At 50.2% G+C, this 22361-nt stretch carries 19 protein-coding genes; 13 read left to right on the top strand and 6 right to left on the bottom strand.

From position 1 onward, the window contains the following. The first annotated feature begins 58 nt into the window (after nt 1-58). From H6A12_RS10005 to H6A12_RS09990, 4 genes are read left to right on the top strand one after another with little or no spacing between them, the layout of a single operon-like run. Nucleotides 59-442, top strand: a complete 384-nt coding sequence (locus tag H6A12_RS10005; protein ID WP_345941243.1) for a GntR family transcriptional regulator — start codon at nt 59-61, stop codon at nt 440-442. Between the two features lie 21 nt (nt 443-463). Continuing rightward, nucleotides 464-1387 (top strand): ABC transporter ATP-binding protein, encoded by a 924-nt coding sequence (locus tag H6A12_RS10000; RefSeq protein WP_204447467.1) that lies wholly within the window; start codon nt 464-466, stop codon nt 1385-1387. Continuing rightward, nucleotides 1362-2015: a hypothetical protein gene (locus H6A12_RS09995; RefSeq protein WP_204447464.1), complete on the top strand. Its 654-nt coding sequence runs from the start codon at nt 1362-1364 to the stop codon at nt 2013-2015. Before H6A12_RS10000 ends, H6A12_RS09995 begins: the two co-directional genes overlap by 26 nt. 13 nt (nt 2016-2028) lie before the next feature. Then, a complete protein-coding gene (locus H6A12_RS09990) occupies nt 2029-2739 on the top strand; it encodes a hypothetical protein (RefSeq protein WP_204447462.1) in 711 nt (236 codons plus the stop codon). A 37-nt stretch (nt 2740-2776) separates the two neighbouring features. On the opposite strand, the gene H6A12_RS09985 is transcribed toward H6A12_RS09990, so the two are convergent. The 4 genes from H6A12_RS09985 to H6A12_RS09970 form a co-directional block, all read right to left on the bottom strand. Further along, the gene (locus tag H6A12_RS09985) at nt 2777-3226 is read right to left on the bottom strand and encodes a DUF3021 domain-containing protein (protein ID WP_204447459.1); all 450 of its coding nucleotides are present in this window, start codon (nt 3224-3226) and stop codon (nt 2777-2779) included. A gap of 10 nt (nt 3227-3236) precedes the next feature. After that, entirely contained in the window at nt 3237-3677 is a 441-nt protein-coding gene (locus H6A12_RS09980; RefSeq protein ID WP_204447457.1) for a LytTR family DNA-binding domain-containing protein, read from the bottom strand. Between the two features lie 159 nt (nt 3678-3836). After that, nucleotides 3837-4445 (bottom strand): YdcF family protein, encoded by a 609-nt coding sequence (locus H6A12_RS09975; RefSeq protein WP_204447455.1) that lies wholly within the window; start codon nt 4443-4445, stop codon nt 3837-3839. Nucleotides 4446-4551: 106 nt separating this feature from the next. After that, entirely contained in the window at nt 4552-7002 is a 2451-nt protein-coding gene (locus H6A12_RS09970) for a YfhO family protein (RefSeq protein WP_204447453.1), read from the bottom strand. A 115-nt stretch (nt 7003-7117) separates the two neighbouring features. Between H6A12_RS09970 and yfbR the strand changes: the two genes are divergently transcribed. From yfbR to trpS, 3 genes are read left to right on the top strand one after another with little or no spacing between them, the layout of a single operon-like run. Beyond that, complete coding sequence (yfbR, locus tag H6A12_RS09965; protein ID WP_204447452.1) at nt 7118-7705, top strand: 5'-deoxynucleotidase; 588 nt, start codon at nt 7118-7120, stop codon at nt 7703-7705. Nucleotides 7706-7759: 54 nt separating this feature from the next. Further along, complete coding sequence (locus tag H6A12_RS09960) at nt 7760-8947, top strand: PLP-dependent aminotransferase family protein (protein WP_204447451.1); 1188 nt, start codon at nt 7760-7762, stop codon at nt 8945-8947. Between the two features lie 32 nt (nt 8948-8979). After that, a complete protein-coding gene (gene trpS / locus H6A12_RS09955; RefSeq protein WP_204447450.1) occupies nt 8980-9996 on the top strand; it encodes a tryptophan--tRNA ligase in 1017 nt (338 codons plus the stop codon). Between the two features lie 41 nt (nt 9997-10037). Here trpS and dusB read toward each other — a convergent pair whose 3' ends face one another. Further along, complete coding sequence (dusB, locus tag H6A12_RS09950) at nt 10038-11018, bottom strand: tRNA dihydrouridine synthase DusB (protein ID WP_204447449.1); 981 nt, start codon at nt 11016-11018, stop codon at nt 10038-10040. A 144-nt stretch (nt 11019-11162) separates the two neighbouring features. Between dusB and polA the strand changes: the two genes are divergently transcribed. From polA to H6A12_RS09925, 5 genes are all read left to right on the top strand, one after another. Next, the gene (gene polA, locus H6A12_RS09945) at nt 11163-13691 is read left to right on the top strand and encodes a DNA polymerase I (RefSeq protein ID WP_204447448.1); all 2529 of its coding nucleotides are present in this window, start codon (nt 11163-11165) and stop codon (nt 13689-13691) included. A 28-nt stretch (nt 13692-13719) separates the two neighbouring features. Then, complete coding sequence (locus H6A12_RS09940) at nt 13720-14145, top strand: low molecular weight protein arginine phosphatase (protein ID WP_204447446.1); 426 nt, start codon at nt 13720-13722, stop codon at nt 14143-14145. Beyond that, nucleotides 14142-14600, top strand: coding sequence for a ribosomal protein S18-alanine N-acetyltransferase (rimI, locus tag H6A12_RS09935; RefSeq protein ID WP_204447445.1), 459 nt, complete (start codon nt 14142-14144; stop codon nt 14598-14600). The genes H6A12_RS09940 and rimI overlap by 4 nt, the downstream gene beginning before the upstream one ends. Beyond that, nucleotides 14597-15610, top strand: coding sequence for a tRNA (adenosine(37)-N6)-threonylcarbamoyltransferase complex transferase subunit TsaD (gene tsaD, locus H6A12_RS09930; RefSeq protein ID WP_204447444.1), 1014 nt, complete (start codon nt 14597-14599; stop codon nt 15608-15610). Before rimI ends, tsaD begins: the two co-directional genes overlap by 4 nt. A 190-nt stretch (nt 15611-15800) precedes the next feature. Next, nucleotides 15801-17570 carry a phosphoenolpyruvate carboxykinase (GTP) gene (locus tag H6A12_RS09925; protein WP_243415477.1) on the top strand — a complete coding sequence of 590 codons (1770 nt, stop codon included), beginning with the start codon at nt 15801-15803 and terminating at the stop codon, nt 17568-17570. 137 nt (nt 17571-17707) lie between these two features. Here the strand turns inward: H6A12_RS09925 and H6A12_RS09920 are convergent, their stop codons facing one another. Next, a complete protein-coding gene (locus H6A12_RS09920) occupies nt 17708-18250 on the bottom strand; it encodes a hypothetical protein (RefSeq protein WP_204447443.1) in 543 nt (180 codons plus the stop codon). A 356-nt stretch (nt 18251-18606) separates the two neighbouring features. On the opposite strand from H6A12_RS09920, the gene rpoB reads away from it, so the two are divergent. Then, nucleotides 18607-22359 (top strand): DNA-directed RNA polymerase subunit beta, encoded by a 3753-nt coding sequence (rpoB, locus tag H6A12_RS09915; protein WP_204447442.1) that lies wholly within the window; start codon nt 18607-18609, stop codon nt 22357-22359. The last annotated feature ends 2 nt before the right edge of the window (nt 22360-22361 follow it).

The raw sequence follows: 22361 nt of genomic DNA, 5'->3' as shown, positions 1-22361 counted from the left end.
TATTGACAAGGCATACTCTTGGTGATATAGTTAGTTACATAAGTAATGAACCATGGAGGTGAATCGATTGCAGCTTTCCGATGAAAAATCCATTTATCTGCAGATTGAGGAAATGATCGAAGATCAGATCCTGCGCGGGATACTTTTGGAGGAAGAGCGCGTTCCGTCGACAAACGAGCTCTCGCGGATGTATGCAATCAATCCCGCGACTGCGGCAAAGGGATTAAATTTGCTTGTAGAGCGCGGCATTTTGTATAAAAAGCGAGGGATTGGCATGTTTGTTTCGGCAGGCGCCGTGAAACAAATTGTGGCACAGAGAAAATCGAATTTTTACAAGCAGTATGTGGTGGGACTTGCCGCAGAGGCAAACGTTTTAAACATCACAAAAGACGAACTTTTAAAAATGGTATCCTCCGCAATGGAGGGGAAATCCACACTGTAACAGGCAGGGAGGCGTATGACAATGAGCGAGAATTGTCTTGTATGCACACAAGTGACCAAATCATATGGGAAAAAAGAGGTATTAAAAGGCGTTGATTTAACGATCGAGCCGGGACACATTTATGGGCTGATTGGCCGAAACGGTGTCGGCAAAACGACGCTTTTGAGCATTCTGACCGGTCAAAACCGTGCGGGTGCGGGCGAGATTACTTATAACGGTCAGCCGGTATGGGAAAATGAAACGGCGCTTTCTGCACTTTGCTTTTCACGGGAATTAAGTCCGACAATTCTGTTCGGTCAGAATACACTGAAGGCAAAGGAGTACTTAAAATCGGCGGCATGCTTTTATCCGAATTGGGACGCGGCCTATGCGGATTTTCTCATTAAGGAATTCGGCATCGACAAAAACAAAAAAATCTGCAAAATGAACAAGGGCATGATGAGTCTTGTGACAATCACAATCGCACTTGCATCGGGCGCGCCGATCACGATCCTTGACGAGCCGGTCGCAGGTCTTGACGTGTATATGCGCGATCGGTTCTATGCGCTCCTTTTGGAGGAATATGCCCGCAGCAACCGGACATTTATCCTCTCGACGCATATCATCGAGGAAGCGGCGAATGTGCTTGAAGAAATCATCATTTTGAATGACGGTGTTGTGCGATTAAAAGAAAACACACAGGATCTGATTGATTCGTGTCTGTATGTGAATGGTCTTGACGAAGTGGTCGACCGTGCAGTCAGCGGATATGAGCGGCTGAATACCGAGCAGATGGGCCGCCATAAAATGGTGTGCATCCGGTTAAAACCGGGTCAGTCGTTCCCGACGGAGCAATACCGCGGCGAACTCACGGTGAGCGCTGTTCCGCTTCAGAAAATCTTTGTATATCTGACACGGCAGGCAGGAGAGGAGAATGGCTATGCTTCTTTCAATGATCGGACGTAATATAAAAAATGATCTGCGGATTGCGGTGAAAACGGTTGGCGCAACCGCGCTTGTGATGGTGTTTTTTATCGTGTACGGACAGCTTTCCGGCAATCCCGGCTTCTTCTCCATTGCGTGGACACTGTTTTCATATCTGGTGCCGTTTGTGATTTTGTTTCAGTTTCCGGGCATTTATTTTGGCATTGCACTGTCCATGGGAACGACGCGGCGTGCAGCATTTATCGGATTGCAGATATTAAAGGTTATTATTGCGTTTTCATGCAGTCTGATGGTGGCGCTCGGGATTGTGTGCAACAATCTGCTTTCCGGCATTCCGGCAGCATTTTCGGCAGAAGGGCTGTTTACGATGTTCGGATATGGATTGCTTGCAGCATCCGTTGGTGATTTTATGGGATTTTTCAGCCACCATGTCGGCGGAAAACTCGGTATGGTGTTTTTGGTGGCCGTGTGTGCAATCTGCGGCGGTGTGTTCGGCGGAACAATCGGCATGCTGGGAACAGACGGCATGCTTCCGATTTTCCAAATGTTCACTATGCCGCTGTGGGTATTTCTGCTGGCAGTCGTTGTATCGTGCGTGCTGAGCGGGTTGGCTTACTGGCTGTTTGTACGGCGGTATGCGGTACGATAAAGGAGGGAGTTTTATGTGGAAACGGGCATTTTCGGCTTCGTTTGGCGTGTATACGTCCTCTTATCAATGGATGTCACTGTTTGCTGTCGGTGCGTTTTTGATCGGAGTGATCGGAGGAATTGTTTTTTCATCGCTTGCCGATGAAATCATTCCGCTCGGCAGTATTCTGGGTGTTGTGGTACTGTTTATCTGTGCGGTTATGTCTACGCTTTCGCTGTTCGGATTCGGTACATCGTTTTTGGTGCAGCTTGGTACATCGCGGCGGGTGGCAATCAGTGTGCTCTATGTGCGTGCGCTGATTGAATGGAGCGCTGTTGCGGTCGGTTTTGTGGTGATGAGCGGGCTTGAAGTGCTGGCACTGCGGCTGTTTTTACCGCAGATGGAGAGTGTTTGGCTGGTGCAGTTTATTCCGATTTGGGTATATCCGTTGGTGGTCGGCGCAATGGTGATTTTCTTCGGGTTCTTCGGTGCACTCATGATGCGGTACGGGCGGGGCGCATATGTCATTTTGTATGCGATCTTTGTTTTGCCGGGATTGCTGTCAGGTCCGGTGACAAGTATTATTTCAAATCGTACAGACACGAACTTTTTTACTCATGTTGTACTGACTGCCGCTGATTTTTGTGCGAGAATGCCGGCGGTGGCATGGTCGGTGCTCGGTGTTGTTGTCGTGATTGCATTGTTAGGCTGGTCGATTGCATTATTAAAACGCACCGGTGTGTAAAGAAAACGGTCAAACGCAAGCGCGTTTGACCGTTTCATTATTTTCGGAGGGATTCATTTAATCGTTTGATATTTCGGCGCATCGAGAGATATTGGATGAGCCAGATTGCACAGTAGATGAAGGCAAAAATCGAAAAGTAGCAGATAATGCCCATGAACGAATGCTCCATCCAGTGCAGAAAATAGGCAACCGGGAAAGTCGCGGACGTGCAGATGATAAAGTGCAGCAGTGTCTGTTTTAACAGATTCAGACGCTCGCATTCCCAAATAACAGAAATGGCGCCCCACATCGCACTATACAGGATGACAACAAGCGTTTGCACATATACGGCGTTTAGTTCCGAGCCATATGCGTCAACAAGGTTTGGTACAACGGCATAAAACGTTCCGTCATCAATCAAAGAAGAGGCGTTTAGCCCCAAGAGAAAACAGATGGTAATTCCGATCGGAACCCCTACGAGTGCGCGCAGCAGGATTTTTTTCTTCATAACAGTCACCTCATATGCCTACTATTTGTTTGATTTTTGAAACATATCGTCTGGAAACATACGTTGCCGTGCCATTTGACAGCGATACGCGGATCGTTCCGGTCAAGCTTAAATCAAAGCTTTTTACTTGTTTGAGATTGATGATTTCGGAATGAGAAATCCGTGCAAACATCCGTTTATCCAGACGCTGTTCGAGCTCATAAAGCCGCAGACGAATTTGATATTCTTCTCGTTCGGTTTGAGCGAACACCTTGCCGTTTGCGGTGTAAATCCGGAACAGATCAGGCTGTGCAAGGAGTGTCACATTCTGGCCGCTGAATCCTGCAATCACTTCCGGCGTTTCTTCCGACAGTTTCTTTAAGAGCAGTGTGATTTCATCGGTCAGCTTGTCGGTGCAGAGAATGAGCTTTGGTTCACGGCACGACGGATCAATCTTGACTTCAATTTGCATCGGATCACCTCTTGTTGTGACTACAGTATACAAAGAACCGCAGGAAAAATCCATAGCATTTCGCTAAGCGGTCGTTTTTGCGTGTTACATGGCTTGAAAAACACAAAAAAGGAGCGTGCATGACGCTCCTTTTTTGTGTTTTAGGGGTTTTATATTTTGTTATGAAAAAAGAAAGGAGATAAGAGAAGGCTTTAATTGATCGCCGCATTTGGTAAGCTCGCTCATGACAAGATTGACGCCTTCAGGCGTTTCACACCAGTTATCACGGCTTATATTGCGGGTGACGGCAGGACACACGAAAAATTCGGTATCCGGGAATAACATCTGATAGTACGAGAGGCATCGTCTGGCATGAAATGCCTGACAGCAGAGAATTGCTTTTTTTACCTGAATCCCGGCACGATCGGTTGCTTCGCGGGAAAAAATCGCGTTTTGATACGTGTACGTTGCTTGATCTTCTTTCAAAATCGCCGTTTGATCGACACCGTTTTGCTTTAATACATCGGATAAAAATTCCCATTCCGTGCGGTAAGGACCCGGATATTTTGAAGCGAGCGGACCGCGTGCACCGAGAAAACTGCCGTTTGTGATGCTGTGTTTCCCGGATGGAAGAAGTACCGGTGCAAACGATTGATGAAACAGCTCAGCGGCATGCTCAGCGATTTCGGCATATGCACCACCCGGAATAAAAATGATATCTGCTTTTTGCGGTTCATCCTCACGGAAAATAAACGATGTGATTTCACGAATAACAGCCGGTGGCTTCATGGTTTGTTCCTCCCTTGTGCTTTATTATACACGAAACAAGTCGAAAAAAGATGACTGTTTCATGTCGGGACTCTAAAAAAGATGCGAAGAATTCGGAGGTTTTCTTTTAAGGCTCCGGCGGAAGATTCTTTTGGGATGCGCAGTAGCGCGTATATGCTTCTTTTGCGGGAAGTGTTGGAGCAAACTGCGGCTGACAGCGGTGAATGGAACGATGACTGTTTTCCATTTTGCCGCGTTTTCTGAGGAAGGAAACCAACCACAAATAGCCGGCAAAGAGAAAGAGTCCGACAATGGTGATGAGAACGCCTGCAAGCAATCCCGGCGTTTGATAGGTGAACACGATTTCACTTTCCCCTGCCGGTACACGGACAGCCATGAATCCGACATCTGCTTTTAAAATCTGAGCTTCTTCTCCGTTTACCGTTGCATGCCAGCCTTCGTCATACGGGACGCTGAAAAAGACGACGCGGTCTGTTTCGTAAGATGTTTGCGCAGTAAATCCCTTTGAGGAGTACGAGAATGTGTCGACTGCGGATGCGGCGCGGTTTTCACAGTCTTCGTAATAGGCATCAGAGGAAAAGTCGCCGTTTAAGACTTCGTCATCCGAAAGCAGCGGCAGAATATCGGACACGGACTGATAATCTTCTTCTGACAATAAAAGTGCACGCACGAGCAACCGATCTTTATTCGGACAAGACGTCTTTTCTACCTGTTCTTCTGTGACGGCAGTATCATAGGAGAATCCCATGGGGATAAAGTAGTCGTTTTCGTATACTGTATAGCCGTTTTGAATGCCGATTTGCGAAAAACCGTCCATCGGGGTGTAATCCGTGGCATCCGAGAAAGCGTAGCGCACACTTGTGATGGCACGAACACCTAACAGTGACGGCTCCGGCCGTGAAGCGACACCGCGCTCGCCGCCGATCCATTCGTAGTATTCCATAATCGACGACGGAACGACCGAATGGAATGCGTTGATCGTCGGAATCCGCCAGAACATGCCTAAGTTATCGAGTTCGCCGTATGTGTCAATGCGGAAAAATCCCTGTGATTCATCGAGTGAAAGCTTGTCTGCGCCGAACAGTGCACGATTCGCAACGTCGTTATACCGGTCACTGATTCCGCGGCCGAACGAGAGTGTCATGACACCGCACAGCACGATCATCACTGAAAGCGAAACACATCCGGCACGGAAGAGATGTTTTCGGCTGAGTTTTAGCGAATAAAGCAGGATACAGACAAGCAATCCGATTGCGGCAAAGATCACATACACCCAAAAGCGTGCAGGATCTTCAGGAAGGGAGAAAAAGACGTACTCACCATCCACCTTTTTCGGCAGGATTCCGATGAGTGTAACAAGCGCCATACATGCGCCAGTCAGCGCAAACGCCTTTTTGAAATGCGGGCGGCATTCTTCGAGCGCAATGCAGGTAGCGAGTGCCATCATCAAAAGCGGCATGAAGAACCAGCGTGCATAGTAGCTGTAGTTAAACATGGAAAACGCGGCGTTTAATCCCGGAATAAAGCAGATGACCGCGCACACGATCAGGATTTTTGAAAGCCAGTGTTTTTTCTTTCCAAGCAGAAATGCAAAGACGCCGCAGGTGGAAATCATCGGCAGATACAGCGAAACGGACGACCATTTTGCATTTGCATCGGGGAAAAAGTTCGGGCGCGCAGGGACATCCGGCGGGAAAAACAGGCTCGAGAAAATGAGTCCGTAGCGCTGGGAGTCGCCGTAGACAAACAGATTATATCCGGACAAAAACGAGGAAACCCGCTCATTTGAGAGTACGGCAAGCGCACTCGGCACAAGCAGTGCGGCGCTCAAGAGAAGGCCGATGACGGCTTCGAGCAGGACGCGCAGAAATGTGAAAAACGTAACGCGGAAGCCGTCCGCTTTATTTTGCCGCAGAAAGAAATACAGAATGCAAAACAGCACTTCGCCGAAGAAAAAGTAGTAGTTGACAAATGCGCACACACCGACCGTCAGTGCGAATACACCGCGGCGGTTGTTGATGACAAGCTCGTCCATGGCGAGCAGAAGAAGCGGGAAAAACATCACGACTTCATTGAAGTGGTTAAAGAAGATGTTGTAGAGATTAAATCCTGAGAATGCATAGAGCAGTGCGCAGAATGTGGCGGTTTCGCTAAAACGGCAGAATCGGCGCAGAAATGCATAGCCGGTCACAGCGGTAAATGCAAACTTAAGCATCAAAAGCGGCGCCATCAGATACGGCACTGCCGCCGACGGAAACAGAAGCGTCAGCCAGAAAAACGGACTGCCGAGCAGGTAAAACGAATAACTGCCGATGAAATTTACGCCTAAGTCCGTGTTCCAGTTCCAGAAAATTTCGCCGGACTGTACCGCATCGTGCGAAAGGGAATAAAACGGAATCTGCTGAACATTGAAGTCTCCGTAATATAAAAATAGTCCCCGGTCAATCAGCAGAAATGGCAGGAAAATCAGCAGGCTTAATAAAAGCGAAAGAAAAAAGACAAACCGATAGCTGCCGACAGGCAGAGAAAACCGCCGGCGCGAAGAATGCAGCGTCATAAAAGACTCCTTTCAAACAAAAAGATCACTGTCTGCATTATAACAAGAAGGAATGGCGATTGCAAGAAAGCAGGAATTTTGATACAATAAGCAAAAAGAAAACGAGGTGGATTCAATGGATTCCGCATTTTTTTCGATGATCTTCCGCATGAAATATATCACGCGCTGGGGACTGATGCGCTCCTCTTATCCGGAAACGCTTTCGGAGCACTCGATGGACACGGCTGTTTTGGCGCATGCACTGGCATGCATCGGTGCATCGCGGCTTGATAAGCCGGTTGATCCGATGAAAGCGGCGGTGTTTGCACTGTTTCACGATGCAGGTGAAATCATCACCGGCGATATGCCGACGCCGATCAAGTATCATGACCCGCAGATTACCGAGGCGTATAAACGGATTGAAGCCGAGGCAAACCGCACGCTGTTTTCGATGCTGCCTGACGATTTAAAACCGTATTATGAACCGGTGTTTCATCCCGCCAAAGAGGACGAGGCGTATTGGCAGTATGTGAAAGCGGCGGATAAGCTGTCGGCGCTCATTAAATGTATTGAGGAAGAAAAATCAGGAAACAGCGAGTTTAAAGATGCAAAGGCACAGCTTCTTTCCATGCTTTCATCGTTTGATCTTCCCGAAGTTCAGGTGTTTATGCAGGAATTTCTGCCGGCATTTTCAAAAACGCTGGACGAACAGTCGAGAGAGTAGTATAATAAAAGGAATCTACTATCGTGAAAAAACAAAAAAAGAGGGGTTTTTGATATGAATGCTTCGTTTGCAAGCCGTATGAACGGATTACAGGCTTCTGCAATTCGTGAAATCTTAAAATTCACCGCCGATCCGGAGGTGATTTCATTCGCAGCCGGTAATCCGGCGCCGGAGGCATTTCCGGTTGATGCAGTCAGCGAACTGACCGCAAAAATTCTTAAGGATCAGCCGATTACTGCGCTTCAGTACGGTGTGACCGAGGGATATGCGCCGCTGCGCGAGCTGTTAAAAAGCGATTTGAAAACGCGTCACGGACTGGGCGAATCGTTTGACGATCTGATCATCACATCCGGTGCACAGCAGGCAATTGAGCTTTCGTGCAAGGTGTTCTGTAACCCGGGTGACACATTGCTTTGCGAAAATCCGAGCTTTATCGGAAGTCTTAACTCGTTTCGGTCATATGAAGTGAATCTGTGCGGCGTTCCGGTGGAATCGGACGGCATCAATATCGATGCGCTCGAAGAAGCAATGAGGCAGAATCCGAACGCAAAGCTTTTGTATGTGATTCCGAATTTCCAGAATCCGTCTGGTGTTACCATGAGTCTTGAAAAACGGAAAGCCGTTTATGCACTGTGTGTCAAATACGGCGTGATGATTCTCGAGGATAACCCGTACGGTGAACTGCGGTTTGCAGGTGAAGAGGTGCCGTCGATTAAATCGCTCGATACCGAGGGCATCGTGCTGTATGTCGGTAGCTTTTCGAAAGTGCTGTCGCCGGGACTGCGCGTGGGCTATCTGCTCGCACCGTCCGAGGTGATTCAGAAAGTTGTCGTCTGCAAGCAGGGCAGTGACGTGCACTCCGCAATGCTCAGCCAGATGATCTGTCATTCGTTTATGAACGATACCGACTTTATCGGACATCTTGCATCCCTGCGGGCAATTTACCGTCATAAGAGCAGCCTGATGATCGACGGACTGCGCCAGTACTTAAATCCGGCCATCACATTTGACGAGCCGGAGGGCGGATTGTTTTTGTGGTGCAAGCTTCCGGACGGCGTCGATATGTCGGCGTTTTGCTTGAATGCCGTCAAAAACAAGGTGGCGGTTGTGCCGGGAAGTGCGTTTATGCCGCGGGATACCGACAAGACACAGTGCTTCCGCTTAAACTATTCGACGCCGACAGACGAACAGTTAAAAAAAGGTGTTAAAATCCTGGGCGAACTGAGTCATTCACTCCTTTAAAAATAGATAGTGGGAAAGGCAGGAACATTTCCATGGAACAGCAAACAGAACGCAAACAGATGATTTTCAGCGGCATTCAGCCGACCGGTGTGCCGACACTCGGCAACTATATCGGTGCACTGCGCAACTGGACGACGCTGCAGGATGAGTACGACTGCATTTACTGCATCGTCGACGAACATTCGCTGACGGTGCGTCAGGACCCGGCTGCACTGCGCAAACAGATATTGAGCAGCTATGCGCTCATTCTGGCATGCGGCATCGATCCGAAAAAATCGATCGCCTATATCCAGAGCCATGTCCCGGCACATGCACAGCTTTCATGGATTCTTTCGTGCTATACCCAGTTCGGTGAGCTTTCGCGCATGACGCAGTTTAAAGACAAAAGTGCAAAACATCCGGACAATATCAATGCGGGACTGTTTACTTACCCGGTGCTGATGGCGGCGGATATTTTGCTGTATCAGACGGATCTCGTTCCGGTCGGAAGCGATCAGAAACAGCATCTTGAGATTGCGCGCGATATCGCGGTGCGGTTTAACAATTTGTACGGCAATGTGTTCGTTGTACCGGAGCCGTATATTCCGAAAACGGGCGCGCGCATCATGTCGCTTGCCGATCCGACGAAGAAGATGTCCAAATCGGACGAAAACGTAAACGGCTTTATCTCGATTCTCGATAAACCGGAAGTCATCGTCAAAAAATTCAAACGCGCTGTCACCGACAGCGATACCGTCGTGCGGTATGCGGAGGGCAAAGAGGGCATCAACAACCTGATGACGATCTATTCCGCAGTGACCGGTACGTCGATGGACGCAATCGAGCGCGAATTTGAGGGCAAGGGCTACGGCTATTTCAAAGAGCAGGTGGGCAACGCCGTTGCGGAAACACTTGCACCGATTCAGAAGGAATATGACCGTCTGCTTGCAGATAAAGCATATCTGGAAGCGTGCTATCAGGAGGGTGCTGCACAGGCAAACCGCCTTGCAATGCGCACACTCCGCAAGGTGTATAAAAAAGTGGGCTTCTTGCCGCTTGAGGGAAAATAAGTGTAAAAAAACCGTTCCGGTCTTTCCGGAACGGTTTTTTGTCATTCATGCGGGGTGTGCTGTTTTAATTCGCGTACCAATTCCCGCAGTTCTTCATAGGTCGAAAGCGAGCCGCAGCGGAATCGGAAATGTGCCGCGCCCGGCAGTCCTTTCATGTAAAAAGCGGCCTGACGGCGGGCTTCCATCATGGCAACGTGTTCGCCTTTGTCCTCGATCATCAGCGAAATATGCTCAAGCATGATATCAAGCCGCTCGCTTACCGGCGGATCGGCAAGCAGTGTGCCGTCGGTCAGATACGCTTCGATCTGTTTAAAGATCCACGGCTTTCCGTAAGAACCCTGCGCCACAAATACAAGATCACAGCCCGTTTCGTCGTACATCTGCTTTGCTGAAACGGCGTCTAGGATACCACCGTTGCCGATCACCGGAACCGACACCGATTCTTTGACCCGGCGGATGATTTCGCGGTCGACCGGCGGACGGTACATCTGCATTTTGGTGCGGCCGTGTACCGCGACAGCATCTGCACCGGCTTCTTCCATCAGTTTTGCAAATTCCGGCGCGTTTACGGAGTTATCGTCCCAGCCTTTGCGGAATTTGACCGTCACGGGCAGATCGGTTTCGGCTTTCATTGTCCGCACAATTGCCGCGGCTGTTTCTGGCGTTTTCATCAGTGCACTGCCGCATCCGTTTCCTGCCACTTTCGGTACGGGACAGCCCATGTTCACGTCGATCATGCACGGGTGGTATTCGTTGACGATCTGTACCGCGCGTGCCATGGTTTCCGGCTCGCTGCCAAACAGTTGAATTGCCATCGGCTCTTCTGCGGCTGTCACGGTGAGCAGCTGCTTTGACTTTTTGTCGCCGTAGCAAAGCGCCTTTGCGCTCACCATTTCGCTCACGACATAAGCCGCACCGTACCGCCGGCACATGATGCGGTATGCCCGGTCAGCGACGGATGCCATCGGTGCAAGCGCCGCCGTTTTTGGAAACGAAACGTTTCCGATTTTTATCTGTTTCACCAAGAGAATCCTGCCTTTTTTCGTTGATATTATGTAGGGTTCGTGCTACAATAAAAGAATATAGACTGCCGGCAATTCCGGCAGAATACTTCTATTTTACAGGAAAGAACCGGATTATTCAACCGGAAAAGAGGGATTTGCGTTTTGAAACTGTTGGCGATTGACGGAAACAGTATGTTAAACCGTGCGTTTTACGGCGTAAAGCTGTTGAGTAACCGCGAGGGAATCTACACAAACGCCATTTTTGGCTTTTTTAATATCTTTTTTAAACTCATAAAAGAACAGAATCCGGACGGCGTTGCAGTCGCGTTTGACGTATCGCGCAAGACGTTTCGAAACGACCGGTACGATGGCTACAAGGCAAACCGCCATGGCATGCCGGACGAATTGCGCATGCAGCTTCCGTATGTCAAACAGATTTTAAGAGATGCAGGTTATGCGATCGTCGAGTGCGAGGGCTTTGAGGGCGACGATGTGCTCGGCACATTGGCGTCGTACTGCGAGCAGTCGGACAACACCTGCGTGGTTGTTTCGGGTGACCGCGACTGCTTGCAGCTTTTGTCCGAGCAGGTATCGGTCTGCCTTGTCCGCACAAAGGAAAATGTGCTCTATACGCCGGCGCTGTTTTTAGAGGAATACGGCTTTTCCGCCGATAAAGTGCCGGATTTAAAAGGACTGATGGGCGACTCGTCCGATAATATTCCGGGCGTGCGCGGCATCGGCGAAAAGACGGCGAAAACGCTCGTATCGTCGTATGGTACGATTGAATCGCTGTATGAACAGTTGGACGAAATCAAGCTGACACCGTCCGTGCGCAAAAAACTGACGGAGGGCAGGGAACAGGCATTTTTATCAAAGGAACTTGCGACAATTGTGAAAAACGCGCCGGTTTCGTGTGCGTTTGAACAGTTTGTGCCGTCATCGGCGGATGAGGCGGCGCTTTCCGATGTATTCAAAACGCTCGAGTTAAACAGCTTTTTCGAAAAATTCGGTATCGGTGCGGCTAAAACCGCACAGCCTGCGGCAGAGGCACCGGCAATCAATCCGCTTGAAGCCGGCGAATTGTCCGCGGTATTGTCAGGCGAAAAATGGGTGGTGCTTGAAACAGCGGACGGAACGTTTGCGGCAAATGAAGCCGTTTATGTACCGGTTTCGTCGAATGAAGCGTTTGCATCACTGTTTACGGCATTTTGCGAGAACAATCCGACGGTCTATACGTTCGGCGCAAAATCGCTTTATAAAAAAGCACGTGACTGCGGTTTTTTGAAAACACCTGTTTTTGTGGATTTAGAGCTCGCGGCGTATCTCATTGACCCCGATGCAAAAGGGTACGCACTTTCTGGCTTGATGAAAACGTATGTGCCGGGTGTTTCGGCGGAACCGACAGTCGGCGAGACGCTTGCGGCATGCTTTTTGCTTGCCGATGCCATGTTAAACGAGATTGCATCGCGCGATATGACATCGCTTTTGTTTGAAATCGAGATGCCGTTCTGCGAAGTGCTCGCCGACATGGAGCGCGAGGGCTTTGCGGTCGATAAAGCGGGCGTCGAACAGTTCGGCGAACAGCTTGCGGTCGATATTGAACGCATTACGAATGAAATCTATGAACTGGCGGGTGCGCCGTTTAATATCAATTCCACACGGGAGCTCGGCACGGTGCTGTTTGAAACACTGGGGCTTCCTGCCGGGAAAAAGACAAAAACCGGCTATTCAACGAGCGCTGAGGTGCTTGAGGAATTAAGCGGCTATCATGAGATCGTGCCGCTTGTGCTCGAATACCGGAAGCTTACAAAGCTTTATTCGACGTATGTCACGGGACTTTTAAAAGTCATCGGCGAAGACGGACGCGTGCATTCGACGTTCAACCAGACGGAAACACGCACCGGGCGCATCAGCTCCTCTGAGCCGAATGTGCAGAACATCCCGGTTCGCACACCGCTTGGCAGTGAAATGCGGCGCTTTTTTGTGGCGCGTCCGGGATTTTCACTGGTGGATGCCGACTATTCGCAGATCGAACTGCGGATTTTGGCGCATATCGCAAACGATCCCGCGATGATCCGCGCATTCAACGAAAATGCCGACATCCACACGGAAACTGCATCGCAGGTGTTCGGCATTCCGAAAGAGATGCTGCCGCCGGAGCTTCGCAGCCGTGCAAAGGCAATCAACTTCGGTATCGTCTATGGCATCGGCGCGTTTTCGCTGTCCAAGCAGATCGGCGTCACCGTTCGGGAAGCGAAAGCATATATTGATGCGTATTTAAAAACGTACCACGGCGTTGCCGATTATCAAAAACGTGTCGTCGAGCAGGCGAAAACCGACGGCTATGTGCAGACAATTTACAAACGGCGGCGTGAACTGCCGGAAATCCATTCGACCAACCATAATCTCCGCGCGTTTGCGGAACGGGTGGCGATGAATATGCCGGTGCAGGGAACGGCGGCGGATCTCATTAAAATTGCGATGATCCGGGTGCATCATCGGATTCGTGAGGAACTGCCGGATGCACGCGTCATTCTGCAGGTACACGACGAACTGATTGTGGAAGCGCCCACCATGATGGCGGATCGTGCCGCACAGATCGTCAAAGAGGAAATGGAACACGCAGCGTCGCTTCGTGTGACGCTTTTGGCGGATGCACATACCGGCCAAAGCTGGTATGAGGCAAAATAACAGCTTCAGGGAAATGAGGGACAGCATCATGAATCACATTTTGGTCATCTGTTCGGGAAATATCTGCCGCAGTCCGATGGCGGAGGGGATCATTAAAAAAATTATTTCCGATTTTTCGATTCCTGACACCATGGTGTCGAGTGCGGGTCTTTCTGCCTATGACGGCGAGCCTGCCAGCGAATATGCGATTGAAGCGCTCGAAGAAATCGGAATTGATATCAAATCGCATCGTTCCCGCCGCGTGATGAAACAGGATCTTGACGAGGCGGACTGCATTTATGTGATGACCGAACAGCATAAAAACGTGATTATTGACGCCGTTCCCGAAACAGAGAATAAAATCGTTGTAATGGAAATTGCCGATCCGTTCGGACAGTCTCTTGCAAAATACCGGCTGTGCTGTGCGCAGATGGTCGATTATTTCAAAAAAGAATTGGCGGTGGACAGTCTTTGATTCGAATTTTTCCAATGACAGCGGCGCATGTGGCGGCGGTCGCTGAACTGAGTGCGGCGTGCTTTTCAGAGCCTTGGTCTGCCGCACTCATTGAAGCGGAGATCGAAAACCCGCGCGGTGAAATTCTTGTCGCAGAAAAAGACGGTGTGTTTTCAGGATTTGTGAGCCTTTCGTTCGTGCTCGATGAGGGAACGATCAACAATATCGCCGTCAAAAAAGAAATGCGGCGGACAGGCATTGCGAAAGCGCTTCTTTTGGAAGCAGACCGGTTTGCCGCCGCACACGGGCTTTCGTTTTTGACGCTCGAGGTGCGGATGTCGAACGAAGCGGCACAGGCGCTGTACACGTCCTGCGGCTATGAATCAGTGGGTGTGCGCCGTGCATTTTATCAAAAACCAACGGAAGACGCGTTGCTGATGACGCGGTTTTATACAGAGGAAAGGGAAACAGTATGAAAATTCTGGCGATTGAATCGTCGTGTGATGAAACGGCGGCAGCCGTTGTCGAGGACGGACGGCGTGTCTGTTCGAATATTGTTGCGTCGCAAGTGGAGGAACACCAGCTGTATGGCGGTGTCGTGCCGGAAATTGCTTCGCGCCGTCATTGTGAAGCAGTTGTCGGCGTGACGAACGAAGCACTCAAAGAGGCGGGCGTTTCGATGGAGGAAATCGACGCAATCGGTGTGACCTATGCGCCGGGACTCATCGGTGCACTGCTCGTCGGCGTGAATTTTGCGAAAGGACTTGCCATGGCAACGAATAAGCCGCTTGTACCGGTGCATCATCTGCGCGGACACATCGCCGCCAACTATCTGGCGCATGCGGATTTAAAGCCGCCGTTTTTGTGTCTGGTGGTGTCGGGCGGTCATACGCATATCATCGAAGTGACCGATTATACTTCGTTTCGCGTCATCGGACGCACGCGTGACGATGCGGCGGGTGAAGCGTATGACAAAGCGGGCCGTGCGATGGGATTTTCGTATCCGGCAGGCGTTGAGATCGACCGGGCAGCACAGCGCGGAACACCGACCTATACACTGCCGCGTCCGCACGTGGAAGGCAGCCGGTATGACATGAGCTTTTCGGGACTCAAAACCGCGGTGCTCAATCTTTTAAACCGTGCGTCGCAGAAAGGCGAGGAGATAAACCGCGACGATCTGTGCGCGAGCTTCCAGCTTGCCGTGTGCGATATTTTAAGCGACCGGTTAATGGCGGCGGCAGAGGAAACGGGTGCCAAAACGATCGTGGTGGCAGGCGGCGTTTCCGCAAACAGCGGGATTCGTGCAAGATTGTCGGCCGAATGCGAGGCACGCGGAATGAAGCTTTACATGCCGCCGCTTTGCTACTGCGGCGACAATGCGGCAATGATCGGCGCGCAGGCGTATTATGAATATCAGTCCGGCGTGCGTGCATCGATGGAGCTCAATGCGGTGGCATCGCTTCCGATTGAGGAAAGCGCATTTTGACCGTTTGGCGCGAAGAAATCGTTTGCTTGTCAAAAAATTAACGGTTTGGTCACAAGTTCTCGCTGCAACGACTTGACGGCGGGCAATCGTGCGTTTATAATGGTATACGAGGAAAGTTGTTTTTTACACTTTCGATCGCTGCTTGCAGCGAAACTTTCAGGATTTTTACGATTTGGAAGGAGAAAAAATCATGCTGACAAACAACAAGAATGTCCTTTCTTGGGTTGACGAGATGGTTGCACTCTGCAAACCGGACAACGTTGTCTGGATTGACGGCTCGGAAGAGCAGCTCAATGCACTCAGAGCAGAAGCAGTCTCGACCGGCGAAATGGAAACCTTGAACGAGGAAAAACTCCCGGGATGCCTTCTGCACAGAACCGTCCCGAACGACGTTGCACGTGTTGAAGCACGTACCTTCATCTGTTCGAGAAAAGAGGAAGATGCAGGCCCGACCAACAACTGGTGTGATCCGAAAGAGATGTACGCAAAACTGACTCCGATGTATGACGGCGTTATGAAAGGCCGCACCATGTATGTCATTCCGTACTCCATGGGTCCGATCGGTTCCCCGCTTGCAAAAGTCGGCGTTGAGCTGACAGACTCCATCTATGTCGTTTTGAACATGGATATCATGACCCGTATGGGCAAACAGGCTTTCGAGAACCTGGGCGAAACATCCAACGACTTCGTTCGCGGCCTGCACTCCAAAGCAGACATCGATCCGGAGAACCGTTACATCGTTCACTTCCCGGAGGACAACACCATCTGGTCCATCAACTCCGGTTACGGCGGAAACGTTCTGCTCGGCAAAAAATGCTTCGCACTCCGTATTGCTTCCTACCAGGGCAAAAACGAAGGCTGGATGGCTGAGCACATGCTGATTTTGGGCATCGAGAACCCGCAGGGTGAAGTGAAATACATCACTGCTGCATTCCCGTCCGCTTGCGGCAAAACAAACCTCGCAATGCTCATCCCGCCGGCTGTCTACAAAGACAAAGGCTACAAAGTTTGGACTGTCGGCGACGACATCGCTTGGATCAAACCGGGCGCAGACGGCAGACTGTATGCAATCAACCCGGAGAACGGCTTCTTTGGCGTTGCACCGGGCACAAACGCAAAATCCAACTTCAACGCACTCGAGTCCACAAAGAAAAACACCATCTTCACAAACGTTGTGCATAACCTCGACGATGACACCGTTTGGTGGGAAGGCCTCGACAAAAATCCGCCGGAGCACGCTGTTGACTGGCTCGGAAATCCGTGGAACGGCAAAGAGTCCACAGAAAAAGGCGCTCATCCGAACAGCCGTTTCACTGCACCGGCAGTAAACTGCCCGTGCATTTCTCCGGAATTCAACAATCCGGCAGGCGTTCCGATCTCCGCAATGGTATTCGGCGGCCGTCGTGCAAAAACTGCTCCGCTGGTATATCAGTCCTTCGACTGGAACCACGGCGTATTCGTTGGCTCGACCATGGCTTCCGAGACAACTGCAGCAGCAACCGGTGCAGTCGGCGTTGTTCGCCGTGACCCGATGGCTATGCTGCCGTTCTGCGGCTACCACATGGGCGACTACTTCGCACACTGGCTCGAAATGGGCGAGAAACTCGGCGACAAAGCACCGAAAATCTTCAACGTCAACTGGTTCAGAACTGACGACGAAGGTCACTTCATTTGGCCGGGCTTCGGCGACAACATGCGTGTCCTGATGTGGATCCTCGACCGCTGCGAAGGCAAAGCTGACGCTGTTGAGACTCCGATCGGTTACGAGCCGAAACCGGAAGACATCAACATCGAAGGTCTCGACATCGATCTCGAAACAGTCAAAGGTCTCCTTAATGTTGACGTTGAGCTGTGGAAAGAAGAAGCAAAAGGCATCGAAGAGTTCTACGCGAAATTCGGCGACAAACTGCCGCAGGAACTCAGAAATCAGCTGAACGCTCTCAAAGAGAGACTGGGCTAATTATAAACAGCCGGCTTCTTTATAAAGCTGAATCAAAAAAAGCAGTACAGAATTTCTGTACTGCTTTTTTATTTGAAAAGTCGAACCAAAATAAAAACCGCACATTCTCAAAACGAGAATGTGCGGTTTTGTTTAATTTATCCTTGCGTTATGATGGTCGGCATCTTGCCTTCTTCCACCCATGTGCTCACACGAAATACTTCGCCGCTTAAGCATTCTTTTTTGGTGACATAAAGACTGTCGAGCGTTTGCGTCGTGCCATCGGTTGTGGTATAAATGAAAATCAGAAAAAAGGCGTTTCCCGAACAGGCCGAAATCGCAGAGCCCGGAATCGTGCTCCGGTAGGACTGGCGTTTTTGCAGGGGAATCGGTGTGTCCTCATCAACGAAAGCACCGGTGGTGAATTTCGCTTCGGCAATTGATGTGGAAAGGTTTTCGGTGTCATAGACACCGACGATGATTTCCACGGTGTTTTCAAGATCGTTATACATTTCAATCGTCAGATCGGGCATCGTTTCGGTTTCGAGCTGTGTGGTTGATGATTCCGGCGCCGTTTCCGCGGAGGATTCACGCGGCTTTATTACCGGCGATTCGGGAAATAAGTCGATATAGGATTGGTCGCATCCTGCAAGAAGAAGGGCGAGAATCAGCACACCGCACATTGATTTGAACATTTTCATGTGATCACACCTTTCATTTGGTTTTCTAACTTCAGAATAATACTTTGTAAGAAAAATGTCAATGAAAGAATAAAAAACAAGTCTGAGCGGCGCGTGCGTTTTTGCATAAAAAAGCCTGTCAAGTTTCTTTTGAAAAAATCGAAAGAAACAGTTGACAAGCTGTTTTGTTTTAAGTATAATTATATACTGTATCACAATGGGTAGGTGTGCGTTTGAATACGAAAGTAGTATACCACATCTGAAATAAAAAAGCAAGGCTGATGTGTAGAAAAAAGAGAAATTTTTATCTGAAATTTCTCTGTTTTTCACATATTTTTAAATCAGCCTTTTGAATACACGAATGGAGTGATTAGCCTATGGTAAATGTCAAGCCCGTTCAACTGGGTACAAACACCCGCATGAGCTTTGCCAAGATCAATGAAGTGCTCGATATGCCGAACTTGATCGAGGTACAGAAAAATTCCTATGACTGGTTTTTAAAACAGGGTCTTAAAGAGGTTTTCAGTGATGTGGCTGCAATCAGCGACTACACAGGAAATCTGGTTTTGGACTTTGTTGACTATCGTTTGGACGATCAGCCGAAATATACGGTCGGTGAATGCAAAGAGCGTGACGTTACCTATGCAGCACCTCTGCGTGTGACAGCACGGCTTTTGAATAAAGAAACCGGCGAAGTGAAACAGCAGGAAATCTTCATGGGCGATTTTCCGCTGATGACCGAAAGCGGCACCTTCGTTATCAACGGCGCAGAGCGCGTTATCGTTTCGCAGCTCGTCCGTTCCCCGGGTGTCTATTTCAATGATTCCTACGATAAAACCGGTAAAAAGCTGTATGCGTCCACGATCAACCCGAACCGCGGTGCATGGCTTGAATATGAAACCGATTCGAACGATTTCTTCTATGTTCGTATCGATAAAAACCGCAAAATTCCGATTACCACATTCATCCGTGCAATGCTGCGTGTCCGCGATGACGTGAGCGCAGACGTGCTGTCGGAGGATTACAAGCTGGGCCTTTCGTCTTATGCAGGAAGCGACGCTGAGATTTATGAAATCTTCGGCGAGGACGAGCGCATTGTTGAAACAATCGGTAATAAGGACGCGACGAAAAACGGTGACGAGGCATTGCTCGAAGTGTACCGCAAACTGCGTCCGGGCGAGCCGCCGACACTCGAATCGGCAGTCAAACACATCGTTCCGCTGCTGTTTGATGAGCACCGCTACGATCTGTCGAAAGTCGGCCGCTACAAATACAATAAAAAACTGCAGATGAGCGTGCGTATTGCCGGCCACACACTGGCAGAGCCTGTTGTCAATCCGGCAACCGGCGAGCTGATCGCAGAAGCAAACACCAAAGTGAGCCGTGAGCTTGCAATGGATATTCAGCGTGCAGGTGTTGATACCGTTTACCTGCTGGTTGAAGAAGGCCAGAAAGTCGTAAAAGTCATCTCCAACGGCATGGTCGATCTCGACGATTACATCCCGGGTGTTGATAAAGAGACTTGCGGCATCTATGAGATGGTTCGTTATAAAATTGTCATGGACATTCTCGAGAAAGCATCCTCCGACGAGGAAGCACGCGAGATGGTCAAAGCACGCGTAAACGAGCTGATCCCGAAACACATCACAAAAGACGACATCTTTGCGTCGATCAACTATATGAACAACCTCGATTACGGCGTTGGCACAACCGACGATATCGACCACTTGGGCAACCGTCGTATCCGTGCAGTTGGCGAGCTTTTGCAGAACCAGTTCCGCATCGGCTTTTCGCGTATGGAGCGTGTCATCCGTGAACGTATGACACTGCAGGCGCAGGATCTTGATACCATCACACCGCAGGCGCTCATCAACATCCGTCCGGTTGTGGCAGCAATCAAAGAGTTCTTTGGCTCTTCGCCGCTGTCGCAGTTCATGGATCAGACAAACCCGCTTGCAGAGCTTACCCATAAACGCCGTCTTTCCGCACTCGGCCCGGGCGGTCTGTCCCGTGACCGTGCAGGCTTCGAAGTCCGCGACGTACACTACAGCCACTACGGCCGTATGTGCCCGATCGAGACGCCGGAGGGACCGAACATCGGTTTGATCTCTTACCTGGCATCGTTTGCACGTTTAAATGAGTATGGCTTCATCGAAGCGCCGTTCCGCCGCGTGGACAAAGAGACCGGCAAAGTGCTTGACGAAGTGGTCTATATGACTGCTGATATGGAGGACGAGTTCGTTGTCGCACAGGCGAACGAACCGCTCACCGAGGAAGGCACCTTTGCAAGAAAACGTGTTAACGCACGTTTCCGCAACGAGATCCTGGAAACTGACCGTGAAAACATCGACTACATGGACGTTTCGCCGAAAATGGTTGTGTCTGTTGCTACTTCGATGATTCCGTTCCTTGAAAACGACGACGCAAACCGCGCACTCATGGGTGCAAACATGCAGCGTCAGGCTGTGCCGCTTTTAAAAACTGAGTCGCCGATCGTCGGCACCGGTATGGAGTACAAAGCAGCTGTTGACTCGGGCGTTGTCGTTGTCAGCAAACACGAAGGTGTTGTTGATTCGGTCGATGCAGACCACGTCACCATCCGTGACAACGAAGGCGTACTTCACAAATACGAAGTGCTCAAGTTCAAACGTTCGAACCAGGGTACCTGTACAAATCAGCGCCCGATCGTGTCCAAAGGCCAGCAGATCAAAGTCGGCGACGTGCTTGCAGACGGTCCGGCAACCTGTAACGGTGAGATCAGCTTGGGCAAAAACGCACTCATCGGCTTCATGACCTGGGAAGGTTACAACTACGAGGACGCCGTTTTGATCAACGAGAAGATTGTTCGCGACGACGTGTACACCTCGATCCATATTGAAGAATACGAAACAGAAGCACGCGATACCAAACTCGGTCCGGAGGAAATCACAAGAGATATTCCGAACGTCGGCGAGGATGCACTCAAAGACCTCGACGAAAACGGTATCATCCGCATTGGTGCGGAAGTCCGTGCCGGCGATATCCTGGTTGGTAAAGTTACACCGAAAGGTGAGACGGAGCTGACCGCTGAGGAGCGCCTGCTGCGTGCGATCTTCGGTGAAAAAGCACGCGAAGTCCGCGATACATCGCTTAAGGTTCCGCACGGTGAATGCGGCATCATCGTCGATGTCAAAGTCTTCACCCGCGACAACTGCGACGAGCTTTCGCCGGGCGTCAACAAAGTGGTTCGCTGCTATATCGCACAGAAACGTAAGATTTCTGTCGGCGATAAAATGGCAGGCCGCCACGGTAACAAAGGTGTCGTTTCCCGCATTCTCCCGCAGGAGGATATGCCCTTCCTGCCGGATGGCACACCGCTTGACATCGTGTTAAACCCGCTGGGCGTGCCGTCTCGTATGAACATCGGACAGGTGCTCGAAGTGCACTTGGGCTATGCGGCAAAAGCACTCGGCTGGAAGATCATGACGCCGGTATTCGACGGCGCACACGAGTCCGACATCCGCGACTGTCTGCGTGAAGCAGGTCTGTCCGAGGACGGCAAAACATGGCTGATTGACGGCCGTACCGGTGAGTATTTCGATAACCCGGTTACCGTTGGTTACATGTACTACCTCAAACTGCACCACCTGGTCGACGATAAAATCCATGCTCGTTCCACCGGTCCGTACTCGCTCGTTACACAGCAGCCGCTCGGCGGTAAAGCACAGTTCGGCGGTCAGCGTTTCGGTGAGATGGAGGTTTGGGCACTCGAGGCATACGGCGCTGCATACACCCTGCAGGAGATCCTCACCGTCAAATCTGACGACGTGGAAGGCCGCGTGAAGACCTACGAGTCGATCGTCAAAGGTCAGAATGTTCCGAAACCGGGTATTCCGGAGTCGTTTAAAGTCCTTATCAAAGAGCTGCAGTCGCTGTGTCTTGATGTCAAAGTACTTGACAAAGATAATCAGGAGATTGATCTGAAACAGACCTTCGATGATGACGATATTGGTGCACCGTCGTTTGAGGACCACAGCGAATATGTGGAAGACGGTGAATTTGACGGTTACAGCGTGACCGAAGCAGAAGACACCGATGATTTTGAATTTGATCCGTCTGATTTCTCGAACGAGGATGACGACTTGTTTTGATC

The organism is Merdimmobilis hominis (assembly GCF_016901855.1).
In the GTDB taxonomy this organism is placed as follows: domain Bacteria; phylum Bacillota; class Clostridia; order Oscillospirales; family Ruminococcaceae; genus Paludihabitans.
Note: the sequence above shows the minus strand (reverse complement) of the source record. Positions and strands in the feature narration are given on the sequence as shown.